This window comes from Bifidobacterium sp. UTCIF-39, from assembly GCF_006408715.1.
In the GTDB taxonomy this organism is placed as follows: domain Bacteria; phylum Actinomycetota; class Actinomycetes; order Actinomycetales; family Bifidobacteriaceae; genus Galliscardovia; species Galliscardovia tissieri.
Map to the genome: position 1 here is coordinate 54,873 of NZ_JEOG01000005.1, position 12,938 is coordinate 67,810.

Below are 12,938 nucleotides of genomic sequence, written 5' to 3' on the forward strand. Positions count from 1 at the left end.
ACAGTTACACAGTGTAATGGTACAGAAAGGGGTATCGATGAAGCTGATCATCTCATCGGTGTCCGGAGAACCCATCTACGAGCAAATCAAACGACAGATTCGTGATGCGGTGCTCAACGGCGAACTCAAACCCGGTGAAGCACTGCCGTCCCTGCGAAAGCTGGCCAAGGAACTGCGTGTATCCGTACTCACCGTCACCAGAGCGTATGGCGAACTGGCCGATGAGGGTGTGGTGCGCAATATTCAGGGCAAGGGCAGCTTTGTCATGGATCGCGGCAACGAGGTCATACGGGAAGCCTTGGAAACGCAAATCAAGGCCAATCTCGCCGAGGTCTGCACCGCGGCGCATGCGGCGGGAATGCCGGTCTCCGATCTGCATGATCTGCTCGATGATGTGTACGACGACATCACTAAGGAGCAATCATGACCGACCGTTCCCTCGACTCCGGTCCAATGGCGCTGTCCGTAACCGGAGCGGCCAAACACTACGCCTCGGGTTTCACCCTGAACGACGTCACCTTCGATCTGCCTGCGGGGTATGTCATGGGACTGATCGGCCCCAATGGAGCCGGTAAATCCACGCTCATCAAACTCATTCTCAACATGATCCGCCGCGATGCCGGAACCATCGAGTCGTTCGGCCGGGACTCCGTCCGGGACGAGGAGGCGTTCAAGGCCGATCTCGGCGTGGTCTTCGATTCGTCGTTCCTGCTGCTCAACATGGCCATCATCATCTTCGATATGGCGATCAGTGGGGTGATCATGGCGCTGTTCGGCGCGGGAATCACCGTCTCCGAGGTGGTCTTCGCCGCGTTGTACTCGATGCTGATCTTCGCGCTGCTTTCCGCGCTGCTGGTACCGGTGCTCTATCGATTCGGGTTCGGCAAGGGGATCCGTGTGCTCATGGTCGGTGCGTTCGCAGTGTTCCTTGTCCTCGGCGTGCTGATGGGACTTGCGGTCTCGTCAGCGGACCTGCGACGCTGGCTCAACGGTCTTCTCGAGATCGTCGCGGGGGCGGTCCGCGCGATCGCCGACTCTCCCTTCCCTGGTCTGGGCGCGTTGATCGCGGTGGCGGTGTGCGCCGCGTCGATCGCCATCTCGCACCGAGTATCCCGACGGATCTGGAACGGTCATGAAATGTGATCGAAGATCCCGGCTCCTCCATCGTATAATGATCGTAGTTGTGTAATTCTTCCGAAGGGACTTACGATGTTCAACGGCATACCGCTCGCCATGCGGGTGGAGTATGCCGTTGTTCTTGTTCCGATGCTGGTGCTGCTGATTCCGGTGGCCGCGTCGATGATCGTGCGATCCCGGATCGAAGGCTCGCTGCTGCGCGTGCGCAGTCGCGGAATGGTGGCTGTAGGGGTGGCATCCTGTGCTTCCACGTTGGGTCTTGTGGCTGGCGCGCTGATACTTGGTATTCCGGATATGGCCGTTATGCCGACTACTTCCAATATGGCGATGTGCTACGGGGCGGCAGCGGCGTTCTGTGCGCTTATGGTCGTGGCATTGCCGGCCTTCGCGGCGGCCGTTCCCGCAACGGTGGGTGCGCTGCTGCACCGTCTTGCCGGTCTTCCCGCCGTATTGCACTGTGACCGGCATGTGGTGGATTCGTCACGATCGTGGTCCCGCCCGCAATGGGTGCCGCGCTGGGCCCGCTTCTCGCTTCCTGATGTTCGAATCTGAACGGTTTTCGTTCGCATATTGCGTCGTTCCAATATTCGCCGTTTCGTATTCGAAATCGTATTCGTCATATTCGTTGTAGCGAATCCATCCACACTGCTATGAGTGCCATCATGACGCATATTCATGATGCACATGACTGTTTCACGTGAACAATATTCATGACAGTGTTTCACGATGGATTCGCCATATCATCAGGAAGTCATCATGTCCATCGTCAATACCATGCTTCAGCCCCTGGAATGGCTGATCGCACAACTACTCATTCTCGGCCACCGAATGCTCACCGCCATTGGCATGCCCGACGGTGCGGGCCTCGCCTGGTGCCTTGCCATCATGGGACTGGTCCTTGTCATCCGCATCTGTCTGCTGCCGTTGTTTGTGCGGCAGATACAGTCCATGCGGCGTATGCAGGCCATCCAGCCGCAGCTCCAGCGCATTCAGCGCAAATACGCCGGGCGCAAGGATCCGCGCTCGCAGGAGGCGCTGCAACGCGAAACCATGGCGCTCTATCGCCGGGAGGGCGCGAATCCCATGGGATCGTGTCTGCCGGCACTTGTGCAGATGCCGGTGCTGTGCTCGCTGTTCTCCATGCTGCAACGACTGTCGAGAATTGCCGATGGAACATCGCCTGCGATCGGCGGTATCGACCGCCCGATTGCCGTCGATATCGAAGCGTCGCGATTCCTTGGCGTTCGCGTCGCCGATACGTTCATGTCCGTCGACGGGGTTTCGGAACGATTGGCCATCGGCGCGATTGTCGCGGTGATGTGTGCGGCGCTGGTCATCATGCAATGGCTGCTGACCCATCGCAATACATCCCGTACGATCATGGAGTCGCCACAGTTCCGTATGCAGCAAACGATGGTGTTCGTATTTCCCGTGATTTATATCTTCTCCGGAGTGACGTTGCCGTTCGGCGTACTGCTGTATTGGGTCACCAACAATCTATGGAATCTCATGCAGACCGTTGCACAACTGCGCTGGTTCCCGAATCCCGGATCGGTCGCCGATGAACGGAAGTCCGTACGTGACCACGCGCGGGAGAACCGGCGTCGCCGTGCCGCCGGCATGCCGTCACTTGAGGAGGAAGCCGTCGAGGCGGCGCGAAGGTCGGCAAACGATCGTCGCGCCCGTGAATCGCGGGCCAGACGACACCGGTCGACTGTCGTCACCTCCGACTGACCTCCGATCTGGCCGCATGTCCCTCTCATGAAATACGAATACGGCACCGGTCAAGGTGATGCTTACGCAACTCCTGATCGGTGCCGTATCGATGAATCCTCCTCATGCAATATGCGAAGAAGGAACTTGGGTGCGTGCCTTACTTCTCGGCGGCGGAACGGACGTAGTCCTCCATCGCGTCGATCTCCACCACGTCATCGAATCGCACGTCCGCGGTCTCCAATCCGCGCAGCGCGGCGGGGGCCGTGGTGCCGGTGGCCTTGGACAGCACATCCATGCACTCGAAATCGGTGCCGGTGGCGTCGAGGCCAAGGGACTCATTGACCACGCGCGGGAACTTGTACGGGCTGGCGGTGCTTAGCAGCACGCGCGGCGTAAGCGGATCGCGCGGGATCTGCTGCATCACGAAGTAGCCGCAGGCGGTATGCGGATCGATCACGTAGTGGTTCTTCTCCCAGCAGTCGTGAATCGACTCGCGTACCTGATCCTCGTCGGCCCAGCCGCATCCGAACAGGGAACGGATCTTGGCCAGCATCTCCTCGGGCACCTCGTAGGCACCCCACTGGTTCAGATCGTTCATGAGCATGGAGATCAGACGGGTGTCCTTGTCGGAGAAGTAGTAGAGCATGCGCTCCAGATTCGACGAGATGAGGATGTCCATCGAGGGGGAGATGGTCTGGAAGAACGGGCGCTGACGGTTGTACGTGCCGGTGGTCAGGAAGTCGAACAGCACGTTGTTCTTGTCGCTGGCCACGATCAGATGCTTGACGGGCAGACCAAGCAGCTTGGCGTAGTAGCCGGCAAGGATGTCGCCGAAGTTACCGGTGGGCACGCAGAACTCCACCTCGTCGCCCACGTTGATCACCTGATCCTCGAGCAGCTGAGCGTAGGCGGCGAAATAGTACACCACCTGCGGCACCAGACGGCCCACGTTGATCGAATTGGCGGAGGACAGCACGGTGTGCGATTCGCCGGCGAGCTCGGCGGCCAGCTCATGGTCGCCGAAGATGCGCTTGACTGCCGACTGCGCGTCGTCGAAGTTGCCCTTGACCGCGCACACGTTCACGTTGGAACCGGTCTGCGTGGTCATCTGCAGCTGCTGGACCTGACTGACCTTGCCTTCCGGATAGAACACGGTGATGGCGGTACCCGGAGCGTCCGCGAAGCCGGCCAGAGCTGCCTTGCCGGTATCGCCGGAGGTGGCCGTGAGGATCATGATCTTCTCGTCGGCGTCACCGTCGTCCGGGGTGGTGCGGGCCATGAACCGCGGCAGGATCTGCAGCGCCACATCCTTGAACGCGCTCGTCGGGCCGTTGAACAGCTCAAGAATGTAGTCGTCGCCGAGCGGCTTGAGCGGCGTGATGGCCGGGTCGGACCACTGGTCGCCGTACGCCGCTCGAATGCAGTCGGACAGCTCCTCCTCGGTGAAGTCGGGAAGCAGCTTGGCGAGCACGGTCTGGGCGATCTGCTGGTAGCTTTTGCCGGCCAGCGAGGCGATGTCGACGCGCTCGGAGCCCAGCGAGTCGGAGACGAACAGGCCACCATCGTCGGCGATGCCCTTGCGGATGGCCTGCTTAGCGGTGAGCGAATCGGTGGTGCTGCGCGTGCTGTGGAAAGTGGTCACGGTCAAAACCCTCGGAATCTCCTAGAAAACATTGTGTGGACAGCCGTCAGTCTACCGGTAGCGCTGGGCAAGCGCGGTCGGGCGTCTCACGAACGTTTATGAGACAAAACCGTTACGGGGATTGGCACGATGCAAATGCCGCCTTAAACTGAACAGGTCATTCATATCCGTGTGCAACGAAGTGAGGAGCACCATGACGGAACAGACGTCCTACCCCCAGAAGCCGGGCGACGCGTTCAACGCGCCGATCGCCGAGGCCGATCCCGAGATCGCCGACATCCTGACTGCAGAGCTGCATCGTCAGCAGGACGGTCTCGAGATGATCGCCTCCGAGAACTTCGTACCGCGTGCCGTGCTTCAGGCGCAGGGATCCGTACTGACCAACAAGTATGCCGAAGGCTATCCGGGACGTCGCTACTATGGCGGCTGCGAACAGGTCGACAAGCTCGAGACCATCGCCCGCAACCGTGCCAAGGAACTGTTCGGCGCCGAATACGCCAACGTGCAGCCCCACTCCGGAGCCCAGGCCAACGCCGCCGTCTACCAGGCGCTCGTCAAGCCCGGCGACACCGTGCTCGGTCTGGCCCTCGACCACGGCGGCCATCTCACCCACGGCATGAAGATCAACTTCTCCGGCCGCTTTTACCACGCCGAAGCCTACGGCGTGAACCCCGAGACCTTCCGCATCGATCCCGAGATCATCCGCCAGCGCGCACTCGAAACGCACCCGGCCATGATCATCGGCGGTTGGAGCGCCTACCCCCGCATCGAGGACTTCAAGGCCATGAAGGAGATCGCCGACGAGGTCGGCGCCAAGTTCTGGGTCGACATGGCCCACTTCGCCGGACTGGTCGCCGCCGGACTGCATCCGAGCCCGGTGCCGTACGCCGACGTGGTGTCCTCCACCGCGCACAAGACGCTCGGCGGCCCGCGTTCCGGCTTCATCCTGGCCAAGCAGGAGTACGCCAAGAAGCTCAACTCCGCCGTGTTCCCCGGCCAGCAGGGCGGCCCGCTCATGCACGTGATCGCCGGCAAGGCCGTGAGCTTCAAGGTGGCCGGCACCCCCGAGTTCAAGGACCGCATGCAGCGCACGCTCGACGGTGCCAAGATCCTCGCCGAGCGTCTGACCTCCGACGACGTGAAGGCCAACGGCATCTCCGTGCTCACCGGCGGTACCGACGTGCATCTGGTGATGGTCGACCTGCGCAACAGCGAGATGGACGGCCAGCAGGGCGAGGATCTGCTCGCCCAGTGCGGCATCACCATCAACCGCAATACCGTGCCGTTCGATCCGCGTCCGGCGTCCGTGGCCTCCGGTCTGCGCATCGGCACCAGCGCGCTCGCCACCCGCGGCTTCGGTCCCAAGGAGTACGAGGAGGTGGCCGACATCATCGGCACCGCGCTCGCAGCCGGCAAGTCCGCCGACGTGGAGTCGCTCAAGGCGCGCGTCGACAGGCTCGTCGAGGACTTCCCGCTCTACCCGGAACTCGATCAGGTGCACTGATCACGTACTGATAGCGCACTGATCGCGCCTGCTGGGGGATATCCCCATCGCATTGACATATACCGCCATGTTCACCCCGCTTTGGGGAGGATATGGCGGTATATTGGCATGAACGGATGTTTCACGCACACGGAGGGGAGTTTCATGGCCGAACAGGACAGCCTGGCGGATGGCGTCTTCGACGCGGTCTGTGCCATGGCCGATGAGGCTGCACACGCCCAGCAGACGCTTGCCGGGGCGAGTACCGAGGTCAAGAACGCACTGCTGCTTGACATAGCCGACGCCTTGGTGAACGGCGCCGGGGACATCGAGAGCGCCAATGCCGAGGATATGGCCGAGGCCAGCGATTCGGGCATGAGCCAGGGGCTGCTTGATCGTCTGCGTTTCGACACGGACCGTATCGTTTCCACCGCTGACGGTGTGCGCAACGTGGCCGCGCTGCCGGACCCCGTGGGTGAGATGGTGCGCGGACGCAACCTTCCCAATGGCATGCGGCTCAATCAGGTCCGCGTGCCCATCGGCGTGATCGGCATGATCTATGAGGCCCGCCCGAACGTGACCGTCGACGTGGCGTCACTGTGTCTGAAGTCGGGCAATGCCGTGCTGCTGCGTGGAGGCCATGCCGCCCGTCGTACCAATGAGGCCACTCTTGAGGTGATCGGCGACGTGCTATCCGCCCATGGCTTCGATCCGGCGCTGGTGGCCAGCGTCGACCGGTTCGGCAGGGACGGTGCCACCGCGATGATGCAGGCGCGCGGTCATATCGATCTGCTGGTGCCGCGCGGCGGTGCCGGGCTTATCCGCGCCGTGGTGGAGAACTCCAAGGTGCCGGTCATCGAAACCGGTGCCGGCAACGTGCATATCTACGTCGACGAATCGGGCGATCTCAACAAGGCCTTGCCGATCATCATCAACGCCAAGACGCAACGCGTGGGCGTGTGCAACGCCGCGGAGAAACTGCTCGTGCATTCATCCGTGGCGGAGGAGTTCCTTCCCGTGGCGGCCCATGCGCTCACCGAGCATGGCGTGAGGCTGCACGCCGACGAGGCCGCGCTGAGCATCATCGTCAACGCCGGCATCGACGGGCTCGACATCGTCCCCGCCACCGAAGAGGATTGGTCCACCGAATATCTCGACTACGAGATGGGCGTCAAGGTGGTCGACTCCCTCGACGAGGCCATTGATCACATCAACGCCTACTCCACTGGGCACACCGAGGCGATCATCTCCGAGGACTACTCGCATATCGAACGGTTCACCGCCCGTATCGACTCCGCCGTGGTGATGGTCAACGCGTCCACGCGGTTCACCGACGGCGGCATGTTCGGTCTTGGTGCGGAGCTGGGCATCTCCACGCAGAAGATGCACGCCCGCGGACCCATGGGATTGGAGGAGCTGACAACGACCAAGTGGATCGGATACGGAACAGGGCAGGTGCGCGCATGAGCGAGAACGACAAGGCTTTCGACGTCGATGAGATGGTGCGGCGCGCCGAGGCGTCCGACGAGCGCAATATGTGGCTTCGTGTGGCGGCGGAACGCCTGAGCATCGTCCGATATGTCTTTCTGGTGCAGATCGAGGATGGCATTCCCACGGCACCACAGCGTTCCGCGTTGGAATATGCTGACGCGGTGCTGATCGGATGGCCCGATGCCGACGCCGAGGACGTGGTCGATGTGCAGTCCGACGAGCTTCGGACCATCGCCGGCCATGTGAAGATGATGGAGGAGTACATCACGCGTTTCCGCGAGTGCGAGCGCGAGAACAGCATCGACGATATGACGGATGTGCTCATCCGCATCTCCGAGCAGGTCGCCGAGATCCGCAAACGATTCCAGCCGGGATTCCCGCTGCCCACGTTCGCCGAGATCCGTCGCGTGGTTCAGGAGGAGTGGGATGAGGACATGGACCGCATCGATCCCGATTCGAGTGGAAACGCCAGTGACGTCGAGCGCGAATCGGAGGTCGAGGACGAGGAGCAGCGCGCCGGAGGTCAGGCATGAGCGAGGCGGTGAATGATCCTCCGGTGAGAAATATGTCCGAGCTCAGCGGCTTGGGCAAGGGGTCGTGGGGCCGACGGTCGGCCCGCGGCAATCGACATCGAGTGCCGCGCATCGGCATCATGGGCGGCACGTTCGACCCGATTCACAACGGCCATCTGGTGGCTGCGTCCGAGGTGGCATGGGTGTATGACCTTGACGAGGTGATGTTCGTGCCCACCGGCCGGCCCGTGTTCAAGCTCGACAAGGCGGTGACCAATGCCGAGGACCGGTATCTGATGACCGTGATCGCCACGGCGTCGAATCCGCAGTTCACGGTGTCTCGTGTGGACATCGACCGTCCTGGCGTGACCTATACGATCGACACGTTGCGTGACATCCATGCGGCACGTCCGGACGCCGAGCTGTTCTTCATCACCGGTGCGGACGCAGTGGCCGAGATCATGCGGTGGAAAGACGCCGACGAGATGTGGGGTCTGGCCCACTTCGTCGCGGTTTCGCGCCCCGGGTATTCGTCCGACATGCAGACGCTGGACGTGCCCGCTCGGGCGGTCGATATGCTCGAGATTCCGGCGCTGGCGATCTCGTCGACGGATGTGCGTCGACGGAGTCGTGATGGCGAGCCGGTATGGTATCTCGTGCCGGACGGCGTGGTGCAGTACATTTCAAAACACGGTCTGTATCACTGATAACTACTGTAATTCCAAGGAAAACCGCGGTCTTTGCGTAGTTGCCCTGTCAAAGTCGGCCTCTATAGTGGTCAATTGTCGTTGGACCTCACACACGTTTGGAGATATGGTGAGCGCAATCCTCGAAGGAAAGCCTGATAAGAATCTCATTCTCGTCACCGGAAGGGCCCATCCAAGGCTGGCCACCGATGTGGCGGATCAGCTCGGCATCGATATTCTGGAGACGACTTCGTATGATTTCGCCAATGGCGAGATGTACGTGCGCTACACCGAATCGGTGCGTGGCGCCGACGTCTTCGTGCTGCAGAGCCATACCACGCCGGTGAACAAGGCGATCATGGAGCAGCTCATTATGATCGACGCGCTGAAGCGCGCCTCCGCCCGTTCCATCACCGCCGTGTGCCCGATGCTTGGCTATTCCCGTCAGGACAAGAAGCATCTCGGCCGCGAGCCCATTTCCTGCCGTCTGGTGTTCGATCTGCTGGCGACGGCCGGTGCCGACCGCATCATGAGCGTCGATCTGCACGCCGCGCAGTCGCAGGGCTTCTTCGACGGTCCGGTGGATCATCTCATCGCCATGCCGGTGCTGGTGGACTATGTGCGTGACCGTCTTGATCTGTCCAACATCGCCGTCGTGTCCCCGGATGCCGGCCGCATCAAGGTGGCCGAACAGTGGGCGCAGCGTCTCGGTGGCTGCCCGCTGGCGTTTGTGCACAAGACCCGTGACATCACCCGTCCGAACCACGCCGTCGCAAACCGCGTGGTGGGCGATGTCAAGGACAAGGACTGCGTGCTTGTCGACGACCTGATCGACACCGCCGGCACCATCGCCAGCGCCTGCCAGGTCCTCAAGAATGCCGGTGCCCGTTCCATCACCGTCGCGGCCACGCACGGCGTGCTGTCCGGGCCGGCCGTGGAACGTCTCAAGAACTGCGGTGCCCGGGAGATCGTGCTGACCGACACCGTGCCGATCCCGGTGGAGAAGCGTTGGGAGGGACTGACCGTCCTGTCCATTGCGCCGCTGCTCGCCAGCGCCATCAAGGCCGTGTTCAGCGATGGCTCGGTGGCCGAGCTGTTCGATACCTATCCGACGCATCATGGGCAGGGATTCCTGTTCGCCTGACCGATCGCGACACACTGCGACACAGTTGACATTCCAACGGTGTCGCAGTGTCGTTCGTCACGCTCTCGAGGTCATGGCATAATAGTGACTCGGCGGTTTCGACCGCCGTTCCCCCATGGTGTAATGGCAGCACACGGGTCTTTGGAACCCTTTGTCTTGGTTCGAGTCCAGGTGGGGGAGCATGACCGAAAGGGTCCGATGACGTTCGCGTCGTTCGGGCCCTTTTGCATACCGATCAACGTCGATCCATATCGACGACAACCAATCAACGAAGGATCCGGATGGGTCCGCGATCACAAGGAAAGTGAAGATTTCAACATGGCATTCAGCGCTGCGATAATTCTTGCCGCCGGTGAAGGCACCCGCATGAAGTCCGCCGATCCGAAGGTGTTGCACACCTTGGCGGGCAGGACGTTCCTTAACCGTGTGATGTCGTCCGTCCGCGCGCTCGATCCGGGCATTCTGGCGGTGGTGGTGCATTACCAGGCCGAACGCGTGACCGAGGCCGCCCGCTCGTACGATGAGAACGTGACCATCGTGCAGCAGGACGACATTCCCGGTACCGGTCGTGCTGTGCAGTGCGCCATGGCCCAGCTTTCCCCCGACGGCCAGCTGGACGGTTCCGTGCTTATCGCCGCCTCCGACATGCCGCTGCTCGACGCCGACACGCTGCGTCGTCTGATGGACTTCCACGCCGCATCGGGCAACTCCGCCACCGTGCTGACCACGATTCTTGATGATCCCACCGGCTATGGTCGCATCATCCGCGATTCCGAGGGCCATGTGCTGCGTATCGTGGAGCAGAAGGACGCCAATTCCTCCGAACTGGCCGTGCACGAGGTGAACACGTCGGTGTACGTGTTCGATGCCAAGGTGCTGTCCCAGGCCATCGCCGGACTGAGCAACAACAACGCGCAGGGCGAGTTCTACCTGACCGACGCCCTCGAGAAGGCCAAGGAATTCGGCGGCGTTGGCGCCTATGCCGCTCCTGACGCCCTTGCGGTGGAGGGCGTCAACGACCGTGTGCAGCTCGCATCGCTCGCCAAACAGCACAATCGTCGCATCTGCGAGGCCTGGATGCGCGCCGGCGTGACGATCCTCGATCCCGACACCACCTGGATCGATGACGACGTCAAGCTCGCCCGCGACGTGACCGTGCTGCCCGGCAGCTTCCTGCAGGGACACACCACCGTCGCCGAGCGCGCGGTCGTGGGACCGTACACCACGCTGATCGACGCCGTGATCGACGAGGAGGCCGTGGTGGAACGCTCCCGTGTGCAGGGAACCCATATCGGCAAGGCCGCGAACATCGGCCCGTGGACCTACCTGCGTCCCGGCAACGAGCTGGGCGAGGGTACCAAGGCCGGAGCGTTCGTGGAGATGAAGAAGGCGCATATCGACAACGGCACCAAGGTGCCGCATCTGAGCTACGTGGGTGATGCACACATCGGCGAGCACACCAACATCGGTGGTGGCACCATCACCGCGAATTACGACGGCAAGCGCAAGCATCACACCGAGATCGGCTCCGGCGTGCACGTGGGTGCCGGCAACCTGTTCGTGGCGCCCGTCACCGTGGGCGACGGCGTGACCACCGGTGCCGGATCCGTGGTACGCCACGACGTGCCCGCCGATTCCATGGTGTACTCGGAGAACACGCAGCACGTGGTCGAGGGCTGGAAGCCCGCCGAGTGATGACAGATCCCGTCCGGTCGTCGGTTGTCGAGGATTGATGACCGGACGGGTCCTGATTTGAATGCGATAACCAGATCAATGGACAATAGATCAAACAGTGTGAGGTGAAAGGAGCGTCCGTGCCCGCAGCACAGGATTCCATCGATTCCGTACGCATCGCCGCCCAGGCGGCCGATTCCATCAAAGCCACCGATATCGTGGCATTCGATGTGAGCGATATGATCGGCATCACCGATGCCTTTCTGATCGCATCGGGATCATCCGACCGTCAGGTCGTGGCCATCGCCGACGAGATCGAACGTCAGTTGCATGAGCGCCGACATGTGGATGCGCGCAACTGCGAGGGCAAGACCGAAGGAGAATGGGTCCTGCTTGACTTCGGCGATTTCGTCGTGCACGTCATGCTTGACGACAAGCGTGAATACTATGATCTGGAACGACTGTGGGCCGATTGCCCGGCCATCGACCTGCACCTCGAACATCCCGAAACCAGCGGCACCGTGAACCCAATCGCAGAGAACGCCGACGCCGCTGACGAACTCGCGGATCAGACCGTATCCTCCGTGGAAGGACGCTGACATGGCCCAGAATGATTCCCGTACAGCGACGCACGTCCACTCAGTCACGCTGGTCCGTCATGGCCGTACGGCATACAACGCCGCCGGACGCCTTCAGGGACAGACCGACATTCCGCTGGACGCCGCCGGCATGTGGCAGGTGGAACGCGCCGGGGAATCACTGCGCAGACTCTATGTGGACGGCGAACAGGGCGGTCGGCCGCACGCGCGCCAGATGGTCGTCAGTTCCGATCTGATCCGTGCCATGCAGACCGCCCATGCCTTTGCTGACCCGCTCGGCGTGGAAGTGCATCCGGACCCGCGCGTGCGCGAACGTGACTTCGGGGAGTGGGAGGGGCGTACCCTACGCGAGCTCGAGGAGCGCTGGCCGGACGATTTCGCAGCCTGGATGGCATTCCAGGGTGGAGAGATGCGGCACGGAGCCGAATCCAAGCACGATGTCGGCATGCGAGGCACCGAAGCGGTCAACGACTGGGCCCGGCGCGCCGGCGACGACACCGACCTGTTCGTGTTCTCCCACGGAGCGTGGATCTCGCAGACCCTGCAGACTCTTCTCGGTCTTGACCTCGTCCATCCCGACTTCGCGTCGCTCGTGTCCCTGCGCAACGCCCACTGGGTGAGGCTGATCCCCATGGATCTGCCGGACGGCGTGATCCGCTGGCGTCTTGCAGCGTTCAATCAGGGGCCCGCCGCCGTGGAGGACGGGGGATGGGCCGATCCCAAACTGCCGTGATCCTCAAACTGCCGTGACCCCCAAGTTATCGTAGATTGGCGCTGCGCGTCAGCGGGCGCCAATGAGACCTCCGTGTTACGAGCACCCATCCATACCCCCGATATTCGTCCCGCTTGTGACG

General features: G+C 62.0%; 12 protein-coding genes, 1 tRNA gene and 1 pseudogene. 13 read left to right on the forward strand and 1 reads right to left on the reverse strand.

The genetic code is table 11. The annotated features are described in order from the left end of the window. Nucleotides 1–37 precede the first annotated feature (37 nt). From EP30_RS03045 to yidC, 4 genes and pseudogenes are all read left to right on the forward strand, one after another. Nucleotides 38–427 (forward strand): GntR family transcriptional regulator, encoded by a 390-nt coding sequence (locus tag EP30_RS03045; RefSeq protein ID WP_140556031.1) that lies wholly within the window; start codon nucleotides 38–40, stop codon nucleotides 425–427. Continuing rightward, nucleotides 424–711 (forward strand): annotated as a pseudogene (locus EP30_RS11270) (ATP-binding cassette domain-containing protein); the annotation flags it as partial. The gene EP30_RS03045 and the pseudogene EP30_RS11270, both read left to right, overlap by 4 nt. 498 nt (nucleotides 712–1,209) lie before the next feature. After that, entirely contained in the window at nucleotides 1,210–1,689 is a 480-nt protein-coding gene (locus tag EP30_RS03055; RefSeq protein WP_140556035.1) for a hypothetical protein, read from the forward strand. 204 nt (nucleotides 1,690–1,893) lie between these two features. Then, nucleotides 1,894–2,871: a membrane protein insertase YidC gene (yidC, locus tag EP30_RS03060; protein WP_258185333.1), complete on the forward strand. Its 978-nt coding sequence runs from the start codon at nucleotides 1,894–1,896 to the stop codon at nucleotides 2,869–2,871. Nucleotides 2,872–3,010: 139 nt separating this feature from the next. Here the strand turns inward: yidC and thrC are convergent, their stop codons facing one another. Continuing rightward, complete coding sequence (gene thrC / locus EP30_RS03065; RefSeq protein ID WP_140556213.1) at nucleotides 3,011–4,495, reverse strand: threonine synthase; 1,485 nt, start codon at nucleotides 4,493–4,495, stop codon at nucleotides 3,011–3,013. 193 nt (nucleotides 4,496–4,688) lie between these two features. Here thrC and glyA point away from each other — a divergent pair, with 193 nt between their 5' ends. The 9 genes from glyA to EP30_RS03110 all read left to right on the forward strand — a co-directional run bounded on the left by glyA (nucleotide 4,689) and on the right by EP30_RS03110 (nucleotide 12,817). Beyond that, complete coding sequence (gene glyA, locus EP30_RS03070; protein ID WP_140556037.1) at nucleotides 4,689–5,999, forward strand: serine hydroxymethyltransferase; 1,311 nt, start codon at nucleotides 4,689–4,691, stop codon at nucleotides 5,997–5,999. A 144-nt stretch (nucleotides 6,000–6,143) separates the two neighbouring features. Continuing rightward, nucleotides 6,144–7,445 (forward strand): glutamate-5-semialdehyde dehydrogenase, encoded by a 1,302-nt coding sequence (locus tag EP30_RS03075; RefSeq protein ID WP_181160765.1) that lies wholly within the window; start codon nucleotides 6,144–6,146, stop codon nucleotides 7,443–7,445. Then, the gene (locus EP30_RS03080) at nucleotides 7,442–8,002 is read left to right on the forward strand and encodes a phosphoribosylglycinamide synthetase (protein ID WP_094663536.1); all 561 of its coding nucleotides are present in this window, start codon (nucleotides 7,442–7,444) and stop codon (nucleotides 8,000–8,002) included. The genes EP30_RS03075 and EP30_RS03080 overlap by 4 nt, the downstream gene beginning before the upstream one ends. Beyond that, the gene (gene nadD / locus EP30_RS03085; protein ID WP_094663538.1) at nucleotides 7,999–8,688 is read left to right on the forward strand and encodes a nicotinate-nucleotide adenylyltransferase; all 690 of its coding nucleotides are present in this window, start codon (nucleotides 7,999–8,001) and stop codon (nucleotides 8,686–8,688) included. The genes EP30_RS03080 and nadD overlap by 4 nt, the downstream gene beginning before the upstream one ends. A 106-nt stretch (nucleotides 8,689–8,794) precedes the next feature. Further along, on the forward strand, nucleotides 8,795–9,811 hold the full coding sequence (locus tag EP30_RS03090; RefSeq protein WP_140556042.1) for a ribose-phosphate diphosphokinase: 1,017 nt from the start codon (nucleotides 8,795–8,797) through the stop codon (nucleotides 9,809–9,811). Between the two features lie 109 nt (nucleotides 9,812–9,920). Then, nucleotides 9,921–9,991: transfer RNA gene (locus EP30_RS03095), tRNA-Gln, on the forward strand. 138 nt (nucleotides 9,992–10,129) lie between these two features. Next, a complete protein-coding gene (gene glmU / locus EP30_RS03100) occupies nucleotides 10,130–11,506 on the forward strand; it encodes a bifunctional UDP-N-acetylglucosamine diphosphorylase/glucosamine-1-phosphate N-acetyltransferase GlmU (RefSeq protein WP_094663751.1) in 1,377 nt (458 codons plus the stop codon). 119 nt (nucleotides 11,507–11,625) lie between these two features. Further along, nucleotides 11,626–12,084, forward strand: coding sequence for a ribosome silencing factor (rsfS, locus tag EP30_RS03105; protein ID WP_140556044.1), 459 nt, complete (start codon nucleotides 11,626–11,628; stop codon nucleotides 12,082–12,084). Between the two features lies 1 nt (nucleotide 12,085). Continuing rightward, the gene (locus EP30_RS03110) at nucleotides 12,086–12,817 is read left to right on the forward strand and encodes a histidine phosphatase family protein (RefSeq protein ID WP_140556047.1); all 732 of its coding nucleotides are present in this window, start codon (nucleotides 12,086–12,088) and stop codon (nucleotides 12,815–12,817) included. The last annotated feature ends 121 nt before the right edge of the window (nucleotides 12,818–12,938 follow it).